The organism is Dyadobacter psychrophilus (genome assembly GCF_900167945.1).
GTDB lineage: Bacteria > Bacteroidota > Bacteroidia > Cytophagales > Spirosomataceae > Dyadobacter > Dyadobacter psychrophilus.
In genome coordinates, this window is the sequence record NZ_FUZA01000006.1 from 332,304 (window position 1) to 350,581 (window position 18,278).

Annotated in this window: 19 protein-coding genes; 2 read left to right on the forward strand and 17 right to left on the reverse strand. The window is 43.8% G+C overall.

Features of this window, described 5'->3' with window-relative positions:
- Window positions 1-47: 47 nt before the first annotated feature.
- Window positions 48-533: a free L-methionine (R)-S-oxide reductase MsrC gene (gene msrC / locus B5X68_RS21435; protein ID WP_082216804.1), complete on the reverse strand. Its 486-nt coding sequence runs from the start codon at window positions 531-533 to the stop codon at window positions 48-50.
- Window positions 534-674: 141 nt separating this feature from the next.
- On the opposite strand from msrC, the gene purU reads away from it, so the two are divergent.
- Window positions 675-1,484, forward strand: coding sequence for a formyltetrahydrofolate deformylase (gene purU, locus B5X68_RS21440; protein WP_229208519.1), 810 nt, complete (start codon window positions 675-677; stop codon window positions 1,482-1,484).
- A 138-nt stretch (window positions 1,485-1,622) separates the two neighbouring features.
- On the opposite strand, the gene B5X68_RS21445 is transcribed toward purU, so the two are convergent.
- From B5X68_RS21445 to ilvD, 16 genes are all read right to left on the reverse strand, one after another.
- A complete protein-coding gene (locus B5X68_RS21445) occupies window positions 1,623-2,780 on the reverse strand; it encodes a 2-isopropylmalate synthase (RefSeq protein WP_082216806.1) in 1,158 nt (385 codons plus the stop codon).
- Window positions 2,781-3,043: 263 nt separating this feature from the next.
- Window positions 3,044-4,114: a 3-isopropylmalate dehydrogenase gene (gene leuB, locus B5X68_RS21450; RefSeq protein WP_082216807.1), complete on the reverse strand. Its 1,071-nt coding sequence runs from the start codon at window positions 4,112-4,114 to the stop codon at window positions 3,044-3,046.
- Window positions 4,115-4,140: 26 nt separating this feature from the next.
- Window positions 4,141-4,467 (reverse strand): HepT-like ribonuclease domain-containing protein, encoded by a 327-nt coding sequence (locus B5X68_RS21455; RefSeq protein WP_082216808.1) that lies wholly within the window; start codon window positions 4,465-4,467, stop codon window positions 4,141-4,143.
- Complete coding sequence (locus B5X68_RS21460) at window positions 4,464-4,742, reverse strand: nucleotidyltransferase family protein (protein WP_082216809.1); 279 nt, start codon at window positions 4,740-4,742, stop codon at window positions 4,464-4,466. Before B5X68_RS21460 ends, B5X68_RS21455 begins: the two co-directional genes overlap by 4 nt.
- Window positions 4,743-4,767: 25 nt before the next feature.
- Complete coding sequence (locus B5X68_RS21465; RefSeq protein WP_082216810.1) at window positions 4,768-6,339, reverse strand: hydroxymethylglutaryl-CoA lyase-like TIM-barrel protein; 1,572 nt, start codon at window positions 6,337-6,339, stop codon at window positions 4,768-4,770.
- A gap of 21 nt (window positions 6,340-6,360) precedes the next feature.
- The gene (leuD, locus tag B5X68_RS21470; RefSeq protein ID WP_082216811.1) at window positions 6,361-6,957 is read right to left on the reverse strand and encodes a 3-isopropylmalate dehydratase small subunit; all 597 of its coding nucleotides are present in this window, start codon (window positions 6,955-6,957) and stop codon (window positions 6,361-6,363) included.
- A 19-nt stretch (window positions 6,958-6,976) separates the two neighbouring features.
- Window positions 6,977-8,380 (reverse strand): 3-isopropylmalate dehydratase large subunit, encoded by a 1,404-nt coding sequence (gene leuC, locus B5X68_RS21475; protein WP_082216812.1) that lies wholly within the window; start codon window positions 8,378-8,380, stop codon window positions 6,977-6,979.
- 487 nt (window positions 8,381-8,867) lie between these two features.
- Window positions 8,868-9,071 (reverse strand): hypothetical protein, encoded by a 204-nt coding sequence (locus B5X68_RS21485; RefSeq protein WP_082216814.1) that lies wholly within the window; start codon window positions 9,069-9,071, stop codon window positions 8,868-8,870.
- A gap of 63 nt (window positions 9,072-9,134) precedes the next feature.
- On the reverse strand, window positions 9,135-9,983 hold the full coding sequence (locus tag B5X68_RS21490; protein ID WP_082216815.1) for an AraC family transcriptional regulator: 849 nt from the start codon (window positions 9,981-9,983) through the stop codon (window positions 9,135-9,137).
- A gap of 3 nt (window positions 9,984-9,986) precedes the next feature.
- On the reverse strand, window positions 9,987-11,243 hold the full coding sequence (gene ilvA, locus B5X68_RS21495; RefSeq protein WP_082216816.1) for a threonine ammonia-lyase: 1,257 nt from the start codon (window positions 11,241-11,243) through the stop codon (window positions 9,987-9,989).
- A gap of 100 nt (window positions 11,244-11,343) precedes the next feature.
- Window positions 11,344-12,390, reverse strand: coding sequence for a ketol-acid reductoisomerase (gene ilvC, locus B5X68_RS21500; protein WP_082216817.1), 1,047 nt, complete (start codon window positions 12,388-12,390; stop codon window positions 11,344-11,346).
- Window positions 12,391-12,451: 61 nt separating this feature from the next.
- Window positions 12,452-12,985, reverse strand: a complete 534-nt coding sequence (ilvN, locus tag B5X68_RS21505; RefSeq protein ID WP_026631940.1) for an acetolactate synthase small subunit — start codon at window positions 12,983-12,985, stop codon at window positions 12,452-12,454.
- 18 nt (window positions 12,986-13,003) lie between these two features.
- A complete protein-coding gene (gene ilvB, locus B5X68_RS21510; protein WP_082216818.1) occupies window positions 13,004-14,764 on the reverse strand; it encodes a biosynthetic-type acetolactate synthase large subunit in 1,761 nt (586 codons plus the stop codon).
- Window positions 14,765-14,779: 15 nt separating this feature from the next.
- Complete coding sequence (locus B5X68_RS21515) at window positions 14,780-15,244, reverse strand: nucleotidyltransferase (RefSeq protein ID WP_082216819.1); 465 nt, start codon at window positions 15,242-15,244, stop codon at window positions 14,780-14,782.
- Window positions 15,244-15,453, reverse strand: coding sequence for a hypothetical protein (locus B5X68_RS21520; protein ID WP_082216820.1), 210 nt, complete (start codon window positions 15,451-15,453; stop codon window positions 15,244-15,246). Before B5X68_RS21520 ends, B5X68_RS21515 begins: the two co-directional genes overlap by 1 nt.
- 12 nt (window positions 15,454-15,465) lie before the next feature.
- Complete coding sequence (gene ilvD / locus B5X68_RS21525; RefSeq protein ID WP_082216821.1) at window positions 15,466-17,151, reverse strand: dihydroxy-acid dehydratase; 1,686 nt, start codon at window positions 17,149-17,151, stop codon at window positions 15,466-15,468.
- A 321-nt stretch (window positions 17,152-17,472) separates the two neighbouring features.
- On the opposite strand from ilvD, the gene murQ reads away from it, so the two are divergent.
- Window positions 17,473-18,276, forward strand: a complete 804-nt coding sequence (gene murQ / locus B5X68_RS21530; protein ID WP_082216822.1) for an N-acetylmuramic acid 6-phosphate etherase — start codon at window positions 17,473-17,475, stop codon at window positions 18,274-18,276.
- Window positions 18,277-18,278: the final 2 nt, after the last annotated feature.

Genomic DNA, 18,278 nt, shown 5'->3' on the forward strand with positions numbered 1-18,278 from the left:
AAAAAGCCTCGTTATCTACGGATAGCGAGGCTTTTTTGCATTATTGACTATAATTTTCTCTCTATTAACCGGAGGACTTTTCCCAATTCCAAGGCGTCCACTTCGCTGAAATCATCGAGCTGGTCGCTGTCCACATCCAGCACCATTGCGACGGTGCCATTGCGATGGAAAACAGGAAGCACTATCTCGGACTTGGATGCAGAGTTGCAGGCAATATGTCCAGGAAATGCTTCCACATCGGGGACGATCAAGGTTTTTTTCTGACTATAACTTGCTCCACAAACGCCTTTGTCGAATGCGATGCGCGTGCACGCAATAGGCCCCTGAAATGGCCCCAACACTAACTGGCCTTCTTTCACAATATAAAAACCCACCCAAAAAAAGTCGAATGCTTCCTTCAATGCCGCAGCAACATTCGCCAGGTTAGCGATCAGGTCACTTTCCGTTCCGATTAATGCTTGTATTTGGGGGAACAATGCATTGTAAACCGTTGCTCTATCGGTGGTTGTGGGGACTAATAGTTCTTCTGCCATTGCGTAAAATATCGATGTCAATCTTGGAAACAGTCGTCAAAGGAGATAAGTTACCGCGACCTTTGAAAAAATATAGCTGGTTAAATATTAATTTTAAGTCCATTTAGTTTAAAACGAATGATCCAACGACATATCCTATTGATGGACGGGCCCGATCACAAAGGCTTGATTTACCAGGTTACCCGCATACTTTTTGCTCATAATCAGAACATTATACGCAATGATGAATATGTAAGCCCATCCAAATATTTCTTTATGCGGACGGAGTTTGAGGGTGAGACGGACATTGATAAATTGATGGAAGTGTTGAAGTCTGATCTGCCAGCCGGACTTAATCTGCGCATTAATCCCAAAAAGAAGAAGGATATCGTGCTCATGGTCACCAAGGAGCACCACTGTCTTGGTGAACTGTTGATAAGATATGCGTTTGATGAACTGGATGCGACAATTCTGGCTGTGATCAGCAATTATAACACATTACAGCCGCTGGTAGGAAAATTTGGCATTCCGTTTCACTTCATCTCGCACGAAAACCGATCGCGGGAGGAACATGAAGAGGCGATTTTAAGAACCCTGGACATTTACCGGCCGGAATATCTGGTTTTGGCGAAGTATATGCGCGTAATCACGCCCAATTTTGTCGATCACTTCCCGGATAAGATCATTAATATACACCATTCTTTCCTTCCAGCATTTATTGGTGCGAATCCTTATCGGCAGGCTTACGAGCGCGGTGTCAAAATTATTGGGGCCACAGCACATTTTGTAAACAACGATCTAGACGAGGGACCGATCATTGCTCAGGATGTAAAGTCTGTCGATCATAGACAAACTGCGTCCGATATGGCTACATTGGGAAGGGATACGGAAAAGGGTGTTTTGTCGAAGGCTTTGAAGCTGGTTTTCAATGATCGTGTGTTTATTCACGGCAATCGGACCATAATCCTGTAACAAGAAAAAAGCCCTTAGTCAGAATCACCGAGGGCTTTTTGCAATCTGATGGATGTTATTGAATATGTAATGTTACAAATAATTCTTTAAAACATCAAATTCAGATTCAATGGGTTATGCTTTTTAATGATTTTCTAATTATTCCACTGGGATCGCCGTTCTGGCCAAATCAACCAGATCTGCGTCGTTCACTTCCTTCTTCAAATCGGCCACTTCCAGGAATCTTGTGTATAATTCGTCCAATGCTGGCTTGTCGAAGCTGAATCCAAGTAATTCTAGGCGATGCTTCAAAGCATGTCTACCGCTGCGGGCCGTAAGCACAATGTCTGACTTATCCACGCCCACATCCTGCGGGTTCATGATTTCGTAAGTTAACTGATGTTTCAAGAAACCATCCTGGTGAATTCCGGATGAATGTGCAAACGCATTACGTCCCACAATCGCCTTGTTTGCCTGAACCGGCATCCGCATCATTTTAGAAACCAGCTGGCTCGTCGGATAAATGAATTGCGTATTAACGCCAGTCTCCAAACCAAGCTCCTTATGAACCGTTAAGGCCATCACAACCTCTTCCAAAGAAGTATTTCCAGCACGCTCGCCAATTCCGTTAATGGTAACCTCAACCTGGCGTGCGCCCTGGCTTATGCCTGCAATAGAATTCGCTGTTGCCAATCCAAGATCGTTGTGGCAATGGATGGAAATGACAGCCTTATGAATGTTTGAAACGTTCTCAAAAATGTATTTGATTTTTGATCCGTATTCTTCCGGAAGGCAATATCCGGTTGTATCAGGAATGTTCACAACCGTTGCACCCGCGCCAATCACTGCTTCGACCAACTGAGCAAGGAACACAAGGTCCGCCCGGCCAGCATCTTCACAGTAGAATTCCACGTCCTCAACTTTGGTTTTTGCATATTTAGTCGCAGAAATGGCTCTTTCAAGGATCTTTTCCCGCGTCGTGTTGAATTTGTGCTGAATATGAATATCCGAAGAACCGATGCCCGTATGGATCCTTCCGCGTTGCGCATATTGTAACGCATTGGCAGCCGCATCAATGTCGCCAGGCACCGCGCGTGAAAGCGCACAAATAATCGGCTCGCGCACGGCTTTGGATATTTCAACCACAGAATTAAAGTCGCCCGGACTTGACACCGGAAAGCCGGCCTCAATAATGTCTACACCGAGTTTTTCGAGCTGCTTGGCTACAACAATCTTTTCTTCTGTCGTTAATTGGCTGCCTGGAACTTGCTCGCCGTCTCGCAAAGTTGTGTCGAAGATCTGAACTCGATTACTCATTGGTGGGTATTAAAATTTTAATGGATACGAATTTAATAAATTTCAAACAATATAAAACCCTTTCCGGATTAGAGAAAGGGTTTTAAACGAATCAAAACATAACCTTTCCCGTGTTTACGGTATTAGCAAAATAAGGAGATTAAGGTTCAATTCGAGTGCGTTCATGATATCTGGTTGCGAAATTTCGCTAACAACATTTTGTTCTGCAAATAAAACATAAGTTTTCCTTCGAACAAATATTATTTGGTATTTCTTCTTTTAAATCAGATTCTTTTCAAAAGTTCTTCTCCCGCCGACTGCGTGTTTAAAAGCAGGTGTGCAGGCGTTGAAGCGTCCGCAATATCTTTGGTCCTGAAACCGTCTTTCAGCAACTTGTCAACAGCTGAAATGATGGCATCGGATTCTTCCTTCAAACCAAACGAAATGTCCAGCAGAAGCGCGGCAGAAAGAACAGATGCCAGCGGATTAGCAATTCCTTTTCCGGTAATGTCATGTGCAGAACCATGGATCGGCTCGTAAACGCCTGTGCTATCACCTACGGAAGCAGACGCCAACATGCCCATTGAACCCGCAATCTGGCTTGCTTCGTCCGTCAAAATATCACCGAACAAGTTAGCAGTTACCACAACATCGAAGCGCCTAGGATCTTTGATCAGCAACATTGCCGCTGAATCTACAAACTGATGCTCAACTGTAACATCTGGATATTCAGGAGCAATCGCTTGGATCACTTCTCTCCATAAACGGCTTGTTTCCAGCACATTGGCTTTATCAACAGACATTAATCTTTTGCCACGCGTACGAGCAGCTTCAAATGCCTTGCGGCCAATGCGCTCTACTTCGTATCTGCTATACTCCGCGATGTCATAAGCGGTGTTATTATCGTTTTTACGGCCTTTTTCTCCAAAATAAATGTCACCCGTAAGCTCGCGGAAGAACAAAATATCCGAACCTTTCAGGATTTCAGGCTTGATTGAAGAAGCCCCTAAAAGCTCGTCAAACAATTTGATCGGACGCAAATTTGCGTACAAACCAAGTTCTTTACGCATTTTCAGCAAGCCTTGTTCAGGGCGAACTTTTGCAGTTGGGTCGTTATCATATTTGGGATGGCCCACCGCTCCGAAAAGGATCGCGTCTGACTTGCGCATTTTTTCTAGCGTTTCATCAGGAAGCGGATTTCCGGTTGCTTCAATCGCAACGTGACCCATTAATGCTTCATCATAGATAAATTCATGTCCGAACTTCTCGGCAATTTTTACCAAAACATTTTTCCCAACTTCTGTAACTTCTTGTCCGATTCCATCTCCCGGAACGATTAGGATATTTTTCTTCATTAATTGTTCGAATTGATAATCAGTAATTAAATCATTTTAATCTTTGCCAATAATGGAGGCAAATCTTCTATTATCGTTGCAAAAACGGCTGTTGCGGAAATTCCGAAATATTCGTGAATCAGCTTATTACGCATTAACTTCATTAGTCTCCATTCAATCTCAGGAGGAGCATCTTTACATGCCTCCGAGACTTTCGCTGCCGCCTCGCCTATAATTTCGAATCTCCTATAAACTGCATCCTGCAATAGATTACTTTCTTCGAAATCCCTTTCCGATTTACCCGTTACATAATCATTTATAATCTCAATAGATTCGATAATGTCCCGAATGTAAACCCGATCGTCGCGTATCATATGAGCTCGACCGTATTTTCAAATACATATTTACGAATTGACGATTTAACAGCTTTAAATTCAACTAAATCAAATTTACGCTTGAATATAGATTGCAGCTCGTCCTCAATGCGCAAGATCTCGAACATAGTAAGCCCGCTTGCATCAATCATCAGGTCAATGTCACTTTCATCATTCTCCTCATTTCTCGCAAAAGAACCAAAGACGGCCGCCTTTGTCACCTTTTTTTGCAAGAGATAATTTTTTAGGTTTTGATAAAATTGAGACTTGTCCATTCGTAAAGATTTAGCTAGAAAATAATCAAAGAGCCGCAACCAAGGGAATTTCCGGCGTCAATTCGGTTGCTGATGGAATGCCGATTAAGTTTAGCATTTTCTGCGTGGCCATGATTGCTGAAACGGTTTGATCGGAATCCAGACCTCTTGTTTTCACATCCTTACCATTGATTTCCCAGGTGATTATGGTTTCGCAAAGGGCATCTGTTTTACCACCAGGCGGAATGCGCACGGCATAATCCGTCAGCATCGGCAAGCTGATTCCTTTTCGGCAATATATTTTTTTCAATGCATTCATAAAAGCGTCATACTGACCGTCGCCTTGCGCATTTTCTTCAAAAACCTCTTCGCCAAACTTGATCTGCAATGTTGCAGAAGGCTTCAAATTTTTTGAATGCGTGAGCACATAATTGACGATGACAACCTTTTCCTCGATCGCATTGCTGGCAAGAATATCAGAAATAATGTAGGGCAAATCCTCAGGCGTCACCGCTTCTTTACGATCGCCAAGCTCAATGATCCGCTGCGTAACTTTTTTAAGATCCGAGTCCGTAAGCGTAATTCCCAGATCTCTCAGATTATTCTCGATATTCGCTTTTCCGGAAGTTTTACCCAAAGCATAAAGCCGCTGACGACCAAAACGCTCAGGCATTAACTTGCTGAAATAAAGATTATTTTTCTTATCGCCATCTGCGTGAATACCAGCGGTTTGCGTAAAAACGCTCTCTCCTACAATAGGCTTGTTAGACGGAATTCTAACGCCGGAAAATGTCTCAACGAGCTTGCTAACCGTGTATAATGACCGCTCATTTACAGAGGTTTTGAACTCCGGCATAAGGTCATTAATAACCGCAATCGTGCTCGCCAAAGGCGCATTTCCGGTTCTTTCACCCATGCCGTTTACTGTCAGATGAAGCCCGTGCGCTCCTGCACGCAATGCTTCCATGACATTAGCAATGCTCAGGTCATAGTCGTTATGCGCGTGAAATTCGAAATGGCTGCTTGGATAACGGTCAACGATGGCTTTTACAAAATTGTAAGACTCAGAAGGTGTTAAAATGCCCAGTGTATCAGGCAACAAAATCCGTTTTACAGGCTGGGTAACCAAAAAATCAAGCGATTGGAAAACGTATTCCGGCGAATTTCGCATGCCATTGCTCCAATCTTCCAGATAGACATTGCAGTCAATCCCACTGGAATCAGCCAACTCAATGACCTTCCGAATGTCTTCGAAATGCTCTTGCGGCGACTTTTTTAGCTGGTGCTTCAAATGATTCAACGAACCTTTGGTCAAAAGATTCATCACCCTGGCGCCAGATTCCAGCATCCAGTTAATGGAAGCATCGCCGTCAACGAACGTCAGGACTTCAATTTTATCCAAAAAACCATTGGCCTTTGCCCATTCGGTGATCTTTTGAACGGCCTGGAATTCTCCTTCCGAAACCCGGGCAGAAGCGATTTCAATGCGGTCAACTTTCACTTCCTGCAACAGGATCTGCGCAATGGTTAACTTTTCTGATGCGGAAAACGACACGCCGCTGGTTTGCTCACCATCGCGAAGTGTCGTATCCATTATTTCAATATAGCGGCTGTTCATAGGGGGCGTGCGGCCGGCGGCTTAATAAATTCTTTCTGCTTCAAACTCCTTAATCTCTCCCTTCATGGCTTGCAGATAATCGATATCGTCAAAACCATTGATCATGTTATGCTTTTTATAGCCATTGATGTCGAAAGATTCCGATTCGCCAGAGCTAACGATTGTAATCGTCTGTTCTTCCAGATTTACCTCAAACTCAGCATTAGGATCTGCCTCAATGGCAAGGAAAATTTTATCCAAAAATTCAGCGCTCACCTGAACAGGCAAGATACCGATATTCAATGAGTTACCTTTAAAGATATCAGCAAAAAAGCTTGAAACAACGCAACGGAAACCGTAATCGTAAATCGCCCAGGCCGCATGCTCACGGCTGGATCCGCTTCCGAAATTATGTCCGCCTACCAGGATTTTACCTTTGTAGATTGGATTATTTAAAACGAAATCTGCTTTTGGCGTATCATCGCCATTGTAACGCCAGTCGCGGAAAAGGTTATCTCCAAATCCTTCGCGTTTGGTTGCTTTAAGAAAACGAGCCGGAATAATCTGGTCTGTATCAACGTTTTCAATCGGCAAAGGCACTGCCGTACTTCTTAATAATGTGAATTTATCGTAAGCCATTTGAATGTCGGGTTTTGAATTAAAGAAGATCTCTAGGGTCTGTAACTACTCCGGTTACCGCAGCCGCCGCAGCCACCAACGGACTAGCCAGAAGCGTTCTTGCGCCTGGGCCCTGGCGACCTTCAAAATTCCGGTTCGAGGTGCTTACAGCATATTTTCCAGCTGGAATCTTGTCATCATTCATCGCCAGACAAGCTGAGCATCCAGGCTGACGAAGCTCAAAACCAGCTTCCGTAAGAATATCCAAAATACCTTCTTCTTTAATCTGGGCCTCTACAATGTGTGAACCCGGAACAACCCAAGCCGTAACATTATCAGCCTTTTTACGACCTTTTACAATCGAAGCAAATGCACGGAAATCCTCAATACGACCATTTGTGCAGCTTCCAATGAAAACGTAATCTATTTTCTTGCCTAACATGGATTCATTTTCATGAAAGCCCATGTAAGCCAATGACTTATCATATGTCGACTTTCCACCTTCCACTTGTTCCGAAGTTGGTATGTTCCGCGAAATCCCCTGACCCATTCCCGGATTCGTTCCATAAGTGATCATTGGCTCAATGTCGGCGGCATCGAAAGTATATTCTTTATCAAATGTTGCGCCTTCGTCTGTTTTGAGCGTTTTCCAGTAAGCTAATGCTTCATCCCACTTTTCTCCTTTCGGAGCTTGGTCGCGGCCATTGATGTACGCAAAAGTTGTTTCGTCCGGAGCGATCATGCCACCGCGTGCGCCCATTTCAATGCTCATGTTGCAAACCGTCATACGGCCTTCCATGCTCATATTTCTAAAAACGTCTCCCGCGTATTCAACGAAATAACCCGTTGCTCCGGCAGTTGTCAGTTTCGAAATAATGTAAAGCGTAACGTCTTTTGGCGTCACTCCTTTGCCTAATGTTCCGTTAACATTTACACGCATTTTCTTAGGCTTAGGCTGCATGATGCATTGCGAAGAAAGCACCATTTCAACCTCGGAAGTACCTATACCAAAGGCAATTGCGCCAAAAGCACCGTGCGTGGATGTGTGCGAATCCCCGCAAACGATCGTCATACCTGGTAGCGTAATTCCGTTTTCAGGCCCAACGACATGGACAATTCCGTTTCTGGCATGGCCGAGGCCCCAGTGCGAAATGCCATATTTGGCTGAATTTGTTTCCAATGCTTTCAACTGATTCGCAGAAAGCGCATCCTGCACGGGTAGATGCTGATTAATGGTTGGTGTGTTGTGGTCGGCTGTGGCGAATGTTCTTTCAGGATACATTACGCCGATGTTTCTGCTTTCGAGCCCCAGAAATGCAACCGGGCTGGTTACTTCGTGGATAAAATGACGGTCGATGAAGAACACATCCGGACCATCTGCAATTTTGCGTACAACGTGTGCGTCCCACACTTTGTCGAAAAGGGTACTTGCTTGATTACTCATTTTTTATTTATTAAAATTTCGCCTCTTCAAGACTGACTTCTAAGAAATTGCGCTGTAAATCGCTGTTTTCTTAAAAGGAGAAATGAGATTACAAATTACCACAAATTCAAGGTAATAAGTATAACGTTAAAGGTTCAAAAAATAGTGATTTTGGTTTTTAAGAGAAGTTTGAGCGGAAATTGTTATTGGGGAGTTGTGGATTACTATAATAATGGTTCTTGCCTGTTATCCCAGAAGAATAGGATGCTTACCTCAAACACGGAAACTTGATAAAAGAAAGAGCAATTCTTATTAATATAGCCCTTTCTTACATCGGAATTTCCTTCAATGGATTTGAAGATATAAGGAGTTTTCGAAAGCGCTTTTAACGTTTGGAGAGTCTTTCGTTCGAATTTCTTAGCGGCAGCCACACCAAATTTTAAGACAATTTGATTAAAGATGTATTCGTATGTTTCTGTCGCTGTGTGTGTAAGTGTAACTTTTAGAATCATTTGCTTTCGGCTCGCCTCCTTTCGAACTCTTCCAGTGTGATGGTTCTGCCTGCTTTAATGTCATCCAAACCTTTTTGTATGCCTTGAATAACGTGGTCAGGTAAAATTTCTTCCTTTTCATAAGGCACATTTAGTGCCTCCAAAAACGCTTCTACCGCTTTCTGTTGGCTCTTTTTCGGATAAACATGCAATGCTTCCATACTAACAAATGCTAGGTGATCTATACAAATATAAAGATTAAAGCAGATTTACAAGCGCCAAATTTAACCCTGCTTCTTCGGCGTCCTCCCGTATTTCTCTTTATATGTTTTAATAAAATGCGAAACGCTCTCGTAACCAATCTCTGTACTGATTTCGGAGACATTTTTTGTGCTGTTTCTTAGCAAGAAATCTGCGTAATCGATTCTTTTGTTTTTAAGCCAAAGCGCGGGTGAGGTTTTGAATTCGTCATGAAAATCTCTTTTGAATGCTGACAAACTCCGGCCCGAAAGTCTTGCTAACTCATTTAATGTTAACGGTTTAAGATAGTAACTGTTCATCAAGAATGACAAATCAGCTTTTTCTCCTTTGTATAAACTGTAAAGAATAGCGCGAAGTTGTTTTGAATTGTCCAGTTCGAGCAAATGAAGTAGTAATTCCTGAAATTTAAGCCGGAGGAAATGATTTTTTAATTCTGTTCTTGATCTAAAATACGGAAATACGGATTGAATAAACTTCTCAAAATTCTCGTCTGACTTTAAAAGCAGGATCGGATTTTCCAGCACAGCTGTTGCTTTGGAAGGATTGAACAATTCAGGATGCAGGCTGACAAATTCTTTCAAAAGCTTTTCATCAAAGAAGAAAACCAGACTTTTATAAGACTCATTAATCGACTCTGACATTAGATAAAAACCGCGCTGGACAAACAGAATGTCACCTTTTTCAACATGCACTTCTTGGGTAGGACTTGTAAATTTCTTTTCCCCTTCCAAAACCACAATCACGGCATGTTCTTCAAAAAACACGTCATACTTGGACGGATAGACCTCGTTGCGATACGCAACAAAAGTCATATCCTGAATCTTTAAGGATTCAAATTCCTGAGAGCTGATATCGGAAGGGACGCGGAGCATTTGTTAAACCATAAATTGAAACAAATCCGGCTGGTCATTCAAATATTCGTAAACAACCCGGTTCGCGTCCATTCTTTCGATTAATGGTGCGAAATCTTCGCGGTTTTTCAGTTCGATGCCGACTAATGCAGGGCCTTGCTCGCGGTTGGTTTTCTTGACATATTCAAATCTAGCAATGTCGTCGTTGGGTCCGAGGACATTTAGAAATTCACGGAATGCGCCGGAGCGTTGAGGGAAGCGGATAATGAAGTAATGTTTTAAGCCTTCGTAAAGCAACGAGCGCTCTTTGATTTCTTCCGTTCTGGTAATGTCATTATTGCCTCCGCTGATGAGTGCGACGACATTTTTGCCTTTTATTTCATCTTTCATCAAATCCAATGCAGCAACAGTAAGCGCTCCGGCTGGTTCGGCAACAATGGCTTCTTCGTTATAAAGCTGCAAAATGGATGAGCAAACTTTGCCTTCCGGCACCAGGATTACTTTATCCAGACTTTTACTGCAAATCTCAAATGTAATATCACCCGCCCTGCGGACAGCCGCGCCGTCGACAAATTTGTCGATGTGCTCCAATGTTACCACGTGACCGTCTTGCATGGCCTGATACATGGTTGGCGAACCTTCCGGTTCAACGCCAATCAGCTTTGTTTTTGGCGAAAGCTGTTTGAAAACGGTAGAAATCCCCGAAGCTAAACCGCCGCCGCCAATCGCCATTAACAAGTAATCAATCTTGAAATCAGCATCTTTAAAAATCTCCAAACCAACAGTTCCCTGACCTTCAATGACTTGCAAATCGTCAAACGGATGCACAAAAACAGCATTAGTGATAGTCTGATATTCTTTCGATGCATAATATGCATCGTCATAAGTGTCTCCGACCAAATGCACTTCAATCCACTCTTTGCCAAATAACCTTACTTGTTTGATTTTCTGCGCTGGTGTAGTTGTGGGCATGAAAATCGCTCCTTTAACCTGCATTTTCCTGCATGCATAGGCAACGCCTTGTGCGTGGTTGCCTGCGCTCGCGCACACGATCCCGCCTGCAAGCGCTTCGGCTGACATGCTTGCCATTTTGTTATAAGCACCGCGAATTTTGTAGGAACGTACGGTTTGCAGATCTTCCCTTTTTAGATAAATGTTAGCCTGATATTGCTCGGAAAGATGCGCATTGTAAAAGATCGGTGTGTGATTAATGATGCCTCGGAGCCTTTCAGCGGCGAGGAAAATGTTGTCTAATGTCGGAGCGGAGTGAGCTGTATCCATTGCTGTTAATGAAAAAAGCCTTGCATGCTGCAAAGCTTCATATTTCTCTTTATTCTCAATTGCCGTTGGCTTAAGCCAACGGCAAAGAAAAAAAATCTAATTAATTATTTTCTGGGCGCAAGCTGCGAACAGTTTTGCCCGATTGCCACATTTCTGATTCGCGAAGCTCAGCCAATTCTTCTTCCAATTTCACGCGATAATCCGATTGTGAGTTACGCGTGATGGAGATTTTAGCTTGTTCGCCACTTTTTACAGAGTTGTAAAGTTGTTCGAAAACAGGCTTAGTAGCGTCACGGAAAGGTTTCCACCAATCCAATGCACCGCGTTGTGCTGTTGTAGAGCAGTTTGCATACATCCAGTCCATGCCGTTTTCAGCAACCAGTGGCATCAATGATTGCGTCAATTCTTCAACTGTTTCGTTGAATGCTTCTGACGGAGAGTGTCCGTTTGAGCGAAGCACTTCGTATTGTGCTGCAAAAATTCCCTGGATAGCGCCCATCAATGTTCCGCGCTCGCCTGTAAGGTCAGACGTAACTTCGCGGTAGAAATCAGTTTCGAACAAATATCCTGAACCAACACCGATTCCCATTGCGATGCATTTCTCACGCGCTTTGCCCGTTGCATCCTGGAATATTGCAAAAGAAGAGTTCAAGCCTTTTCCTTCTACGAACAAGCGGCGAAGTGAAGTTCCTGATCCTTTTGGAGCAACCAAATACACGTCTACATCAGCAGGAGGGATAATTCCAGTTTGATCTTTGTAAGTTACACCGAAACCGTGTGAGAAATACAACGATTTTCCGGCAGTAAGATTAGCCTTAACAGTTGGCCATAATTCAATTTGAGCGGCGTCGGAAAGCAGGTAACAAATGATTGTTCCTTTTGCCAATGCTTCTTCCAATTCGAAAAGTGTTTCGCCAGGAACCCATCCGTCAGCAACGGCTTTGTCCCACGACTTACCTCCTTTGCGCTGTCCAACGATCACATTGAATCCGTTGTCACGCATGTTCAAGCTTTGGCCTGGGCCTTGTACGCCGTAACCAATTACAGCTATGGTTTCATTAGAAAGTACTTCACGTGCCTTTTCAAGAGGAAATTCTTCACGGGTTACTACTTCTTCTTCGACCCCGCCGAAATTTAATTTTGCCATTGATTATTGATTGGATTATTGATTACTCGATTTAAAAACAATATTAGGTAAAGTTGAACGGTTACTGATAATACTCCCACTCAGCCTCAGGAAGATAATCGACAAGCGTTTGAGGCGATTTACTCACTGCGACACGTCCTGATCTTACAAATTCCAGGATCTCGTGGGGCTTGATATAGTCAAAGAATTCAAAAATTTCTTCTTCCGTGCCCGTTTTCTGGATAATTACATAAGTCAGATGCCAGTAAACGACCCAGGCCTTGTAAGTTTTGTTAATGGTCTCGATGTCAAGCGGTTTCGCACCAATTGGTGTTGAGATTTTGAACAATGCGATCTCATTGTAAGCGATATCGTCATTGAGATAACCAAAAACAGCCAGCACTTCAATCACTTTACGGATCTGGCGGACGAGCTTTTCAACTGCATCGCGCGACTCATGGCGAATGACGATGGTAAACCTTGAAATACCCTTACGTTCCGTTTCGGAAACCGTAAGACTATCAATATTAATGCGTCTGCGTGTCAGAATGGTGGTAATCTTGTTCAGAATACCAATCGTATTTTCTGTAAAAACACAAATGGTGTATGTTGTCATGATCAATTAATGTCTATTTTATTCCAATCTGATATCTGCCACGCAAGCTCCGGTTGGAACCATTGGGAACACATTTTCTTCTTTTTCTACCAAAACTTCCAACAAATAAGGCTTATCGGAAGCCAGCATTTTATCCAGCGAATCATTCAGATTCTCCCTCGCGCCGCAAGTGTGGCCGTCGATGCCAAAACCTTTTGCTATGGTGATGAAATCGGGGTTTTGCAGCTCTACAAATGAATAGCGTTTCTGGTGGAAAAGCTGTTGCCACTGGCGCACCATTCCAAGGAAGTTGTTATTCAAAATAATGATCTTAACCGGCAAACCGCTTTGTGCAATGGTCCCTAATTCCTGGATTGTCATCTGAAAACAGCCGTCACCAATGATCGCAACAACCTCACGATCAGGGGCTCCTACTTTTGCTCCAAACGAAGCAGGCAATGCAAAACCCATTGTTCCTAGTCCACCGGAAGTAATAAAAGAGTTTGCTTTTTTGAACTGATAATAACGCGCAGTCATCATCTGATGCTGACCCACATCGGCTACAATCACGGCTTCACCTTTTGTTTTATCGGAAAGCGTGCGAATCACCTCAGCCATTTTGATCTTTTCCGTTGTCGGAGCAAGCTCTGGCTGCGTAATTTTCTGATCCTCAATCGCATCGTATCTTTTGAATTCCTCGCGCCAAGATTCGTGGTTATTTTCCTTAACCAATGGAAGCAACATTTCAAGCGCCCTTTTGGCATCACCTACAACCGGTGCGTCCGCTTTAACGATCTTGTCAATTTCCGCCGGGTCAATTTCAATGTGAACGACCTTCGCCTGCTTCGCATAACGGCTCAAATCACCCGTAACGCGGTCATCGAAGCGCATTCCGACTGCAATAATGACGTCACATTGGTTGGTAAGGACATTAGTCCCATAATTCCCATGCATTCCAAGCCAGCCTACATAGTTAGGATGGTCACAAGAAACAGAAGAAAGTCCGAGCAATGTTGAAGCCGCAGGAATGTCTGTTTTTTCAATGAATTGGATCAATTCCGCTTCTGCATTAGCTATCTGCACGCCGTGTCCAAAGAACAGGAACGGACGTTTTGCCTGATTGATCAATTTTGCAGCTGCTGCAACCTGCTCGTCTTTTGGAGACAAGCGTGGGTGATAGCTAACCAGTTTTTCGCATTTTTTGTGAACAAATGGTCGCGTCATCAATTTCTGCTGCGCATCCTTTGTAATGTCGATCAGGACAGGGCCCGGACGACCCGATTTTGCTATATAAAATGCTTTTGCAATGATCTCAGGAACTTCATCCGCATTGGTAATCTGATAATTCCATTTCGTGATTGGAATAGTAACACCCATCACATCCGTTTCCTGGAATGCATCCGTTCCCAGCAAATGAGAAGCCACCTGACCAACAATGCAAACCATTGGTGTTGAGTCGATTATCGCATCAGCTATTCCAGTAACAAGGTTCGTTGCTCCCGGGCCGGATGTTACAAGGCACACGCCCACTTCACCCGTAATGCGCGCAAAACCTTCCGCCGCATGCGCTGCACCTTGCTCATGACGCACCAGAATGTGGTTAACCTGATCCTGATAATCATAAATCGCGTCATACACCGGCATGATCGCCCCACCCGGATAACCGAAAATGGTCTCAACCCCTTCCGCGATCAGCGACTGGATTACCGCGTGTGAACCATTGATCAACTCCGGCTTAGCAATCGAAGCCACCGGCTCGATCACCTGCATTGTTTGTGTTTGATTTTCATTAAATCCCATGACTCCTCTATTTATTTAGTCGGATGAATTTTCAAGATTTTCAATGTCATTTATATCTCGTGGCCTTCCGGCGGCCTTTTTCGCTGTAATCAGATCTTTATAATGGATCAATCTGATTATTAAATCATCTACAATGTGATCCGACGCATTTTGAAAGGCATAATCGAATTCCAGACCTTTCAAATTGGTAATAATGTCTATCGAAACCGGCGCTCTTCCAAAAGTGAAGACATCAAATTTTGGGTTTGATAAGAAATTGTCTTCGGTCATATCGAACATCGGCATTCCAAACTTCCCGAACGCCTTTGCTATTCTCAAATAGTTCTCTTTCGTTTTATTAACCCAAATATCCATATCACCAGTGGTTCTCGAATAACCGTGAAGGATTACCGAGTAACCTCCAACCAATATGTATTCGACCTCACTTTCATTTAATGATTTCAAAAAGTCCTGAAAATCATCATTGAAGATATTTGCCATTATAATGTGTGTTTCCGCATGGAGAAGGCTGTTCTGTCCATTCTCGGCGGATTGTTTATATCAAACTGAAAAGCGACACTATTCAGGTAATTCGCAGCTTGCAACCTCTCCCTCGACGTTTTTGGCTGATTTTTAGCATAATACTTTTCGGTTTCCTCGTGAGATCCCGCGTGAAATGCTGTCCTGTCTAATTTAAATTCGCTTTCCATAAACTAACTCTTTTACGCTTCGTCCGTTACGCAGCCTTCGGCGGCTGATTTTACGGTTCTGATGTATCTTCCTAACATTCCTTTTGTGAACTTCGGAGCGGGCTGAATCCAAGCCGCTTTGCGGGCTGCCATTTCTTCGTCTGAAATGTGCAAGGTTAGCTGGCGGGTGTTGGCGTCGATGGAGATGCGGTCGCCGTCTTTTACCAGGGCAATCGGGCCTCCGTCGAATGCTTCGGGTGTAATGTGTCCTACTACAAATCCGTGCGTTCCGCCTGAAAAACGGCCGTCAGTGATCAAGGCGATTTTGTCTCCTAGTCCTGCTCCCATTACAGCGGAAGTTGGTTTCAACATTTCCGACATGCCCGGACCGCCTTTTGGACCTGCATTACGGATTACCACAACGTGTCCTTCTTTAATTTCACCTTTTGAAAGCATGGTAATGATCTCCGATTCGTGCTCGCAAACCTTTGCTTCGCCGTCGAACGTCATCCCTTCTTTTCCCGTAATTTTCGCAACCGCGCCCGTTGGCGTCAGGTTACCATACATGATCTGAATGTGACCGCTTGATTTAATGGCTTGCTCCAAAGGAAAAACCATTTTCTGTGTGTCAAAATTAAGATCAGGAGCTTCTGCCAAGTTTTCAGCGACTGTTTTACCGGTTACTGTAATGCAATCACCGTGGATCAAACCTTTGGAATACAGATATTTTGTGATCGCAGGAACACCGCCGATTTCCAAAATATCTTCCATATAATACTTACCACTAGGCTTCAAATCCGCGATAAATGGTGTGCGATCTGAAATTGCCTGAATGTCATCCAATGTCAGCCAAAGTCCTGCTGAACGCGCGATTGCCAAGAAGTGCAATGCTGCATTTGTAGAACCGCCTAGCGCCATAACAACGGTTAATGCGTTTTCAAGGGACTTTTTGGTAATGATTTCTTTCGGAGTAATGTTCAGTTCCAAAAGTTTTTTCATCGCCGCGCCGATTTTCTTGCATTCTTCCTGCTTGCCTTCGTGCGTCGCTGGGTAAGAGCTGCTGAATGGCAAGCTCATTCCCATCGCCTCAATCGAAGCCGCCATGGTGTTTGCCGTGTACATGCCACCGCAAGCGCCCTGGCCAGGAATTGAATTTTGTATAACGCCTTTAAAATCTTCGTCTGAAATGTTGTTGGCAAATTTCTTCCCAAGCGCTTCAAATGCGGAAACGATATCCAGTTTTTGTCCTTTATAATGTCCTGAACGTATTGTTCCGCCATAAACCATAATTGCAGGCCGATCGATCCGGGCCATCGCCATTACTGCTCCCGGCATATTTTTATCACAACCTACAACCGCAATCACGCCGTCATACCATTGTGCGGAAACCACCGTTTCAATCGAATCCGCGATAATGTCGCGACTTGGCAATGAGTAACGCATTCCGTCATTTCCGTTGGTCATCCCGTCGGAAACACCGATTGTGTTAAAGATCAAGCCCACCATTTCATTGGCTGTCACACCTTGTTTCACGTAAACAGAAAGTCCGTTTAAGTGCATATTACAGGGGTTTCCCTCGTAACCTGTGCTGGCAATCCCAATTTGTGGTTTTGAAAAATCTTCTTCTTTCAAGCCAATGCCGTAAAGCATGGCCTGCGCTGCCGGATTGGTAACTTCTTGGGTCAGGGTTTTTGAAAATCTGTTAAGTTCTGTCGACATGGTGAATATGTTGTAAATAAAAACACCTCAATCAGCGGGTGAGTGAGGTGCCAGGTTTTATGCAATCGTCCTCACTCACGCAAATCGCGTGACTAGAATTAGAACTGGGACGATTAAAATGAATTTCATTAGCGTAACTTATAAATCTAGCGAAATTTCGCTAACTTTTTGTTTGTGTTACAAATTAGGAGGGTATCTTTCTATTTTCCAAACATTCACGCGATTTTTTGAGGATAATCTGAGATAAATACCAAATTAATGTTTGGTGAAGCGTGGTTTCAGGAAAATATTTAATTTTGACCAATCCAAAATCCAAATGCTATGCTAACCACAGAGTCATCTTCCCATTACAATAATCTTGAAAAAATGAGTGTTCAGGACATTTTGTCTTCCATCAATAAAGAAGATAAAACAGTCCCGAATGCAGTTGAAAAAGCCATCCCGCAAATAGAAGCGCTTGTATCGCAAATTGTTCCTCGGATGCAGAAAGGCGGGCGACTGTTTTATATCGGGGCTGGTACTAGCGGCCGGCTGGGTGTCGTGGATGCTTCGGAATGTCCCCCAACTTTTGGCGTTCCGTTTGATCTGGTGGTCGGGATTATTGCCGGCGGCGATACTGCGATCAGGAAAGCGGTTGAAAATGCGGAAGACGACTGGAACCAGGCCTGGATTGACCTGAAACCTTACGAACCTAACGAGAACGACACATTAATAGGCATAGCAGCATCGGGAAGAACGCCTTATGTGATCGGCGGATTGACTGTAGCGCAAAAAGCCGGTTTGCTGACCGGATGCGTGGTTTGCAATGATGGCTCGCCCGTTGCGAAAGCAGCAGCATTTCCCGTGGAAGTGGTTGTAGGACCTGAATTTTTAACAGGAAGCACTAGAATGAAGTCCGGAACCGCTCAGAAATTGGTCCTCAATATGATTTCAACGGCTGTAATGATCCGTTTGGGCAAAGTGAAGGGCAATAAAATGATCGATATGCAGCTTACCAATGAAAAACTGGTCAATCGGGCACAGCAAATGATTATCGACGAACTGAATGTGGATGCTGCCGAGGCTGAAAAATTGCTGAATCAATACGGAAGCGTTCGCGGCGCAATTGAATCTGTACAGAAATAAAG

Bases quoted from the DNA above. Each gene is read 5' to 3' on its own strand.
- msrC (WP_082216804.1), bottom strand. From the start codon at position 533: ATGGCAGAAGAACTATTAGTCCCCACAACCACCGATAGAGCAACGGTT.
- purU (WP_229208519.1), top strand. From the start codon at position 675: ATGGACGGGCCCGATCACAAAGGCTTGATTTACCAGGTTACCCGCATA.
- B5X68_RS21445 (WP_082216806.1), bottom strand. From the start codon at position 2,780: ATGAGTAATCGAGTTCAGATCTTCGACACAACTTTGCGAGACGGCGAG.
- leuB (WP_082216807.1), bottom strand. From the start codon at position 4,114: ATGAAGAAAAATATCCTAATCGTTCCGGGAGATGGAATCGGACAAGAA.
- B5X68_RS21455 (WP_082216808.1), bottom strand. From the start codon at position 4,467: ATGATACGCGACGATCGGGTTTACATTCGGGACATTATCGAATCTATT.
- B5X68_RS21460 (WP_082216809.1), bottom strand. From the start codon at position 4,742: ATGGACAAGTCTCAATTTTATCAAAACCTAAAAAATTATCTCTTGCAA.
- B5X68_RS21465 (WP_082216810.1), bottom strand. From the start codon at position 6,339: ATGAACAGCCGCTATATTGAAATAATGGATACGACACTTCGCGATGGT.
- leuD (WP_082216811.1), bottom strand. From the start codon at position 6,957: ATGGCTTACGATAAATTCACATTATTAAGAAGTACGGCAGTGCCTTTG.
- leuC (WP_082216812.1), bottom strand. From the start codon at position 8,380: ATGAGTAATCAAGCAAGTACCCTTTTCGACAAAGTGTGGGACGCACAC.
- B5X68_RS21485 (WP_082216814.1), bottom strand. From the start codon at position 9,071: ATGGAAGCATTGCATGTTTATCCGAAAAAGAGCCAACAGAAAGCGGTA.
- B5X68_RS21490 (WP_082216815.1), bottom strand. From the start codon at position 9,983: ATGCTCCGCGTCCCTTCCGATATCAGCTCTCAGGAATTTGAATCCTTA.
- ilvA (WP_082216816.1), bottom strand. From the start codon at position 11,243: ATGGATACAGCTCACTCCGCTCCGACATTAGACAACATTTTCCTCGCC.
- ilvC (WP_082216817.1), bottom strand. From the start codon at position 12,390: ATGGCAAAATTAAATTTCGGCGGGGTCGAAGAAGAAGTAGTAACCCGT.
- ilvN (WP_026631940.1), bottom strand. From the start codon at position 12,985: ATGACAACATACACCATTTGTGTTTTTACAGAAAATACGATTGGTATT.
- ilvB (WP_082216818.1), bottom strand. From the start codon at position 14,764: ATGGGATTTAATGAAAATCAAACACAAACAATGCAGGTGATCGAGCCG.
- B5X68_RS21515 (WP_082216819.1), bottom strand. From the start codon at position 15,244: ATGGCAAATATCTTCAATGATGATTTTCAGGACTTTTTGAAATCATTA.
- B5X68_RS21520 (WP_082216820.1), bottom strand. From the start codon at position 15,453: ATGGAAAGCGAATTTAAATTAGACAGGACAGCATTTCACGCGGGATCT.
- ilvD (WP_082216821.1), bottom strand. From the start codon at position 17,151: ATGTCGACAGAACTTAACAGATTTTCAAAAACCCTGACCCAAGAAGTT.
- murQ (WP_082216822.1), top strand. From the start codon at position 17,473: ATGCTAACCACAGAGTCATCTTCCCATTACAATAATCTTGAAAAAATG.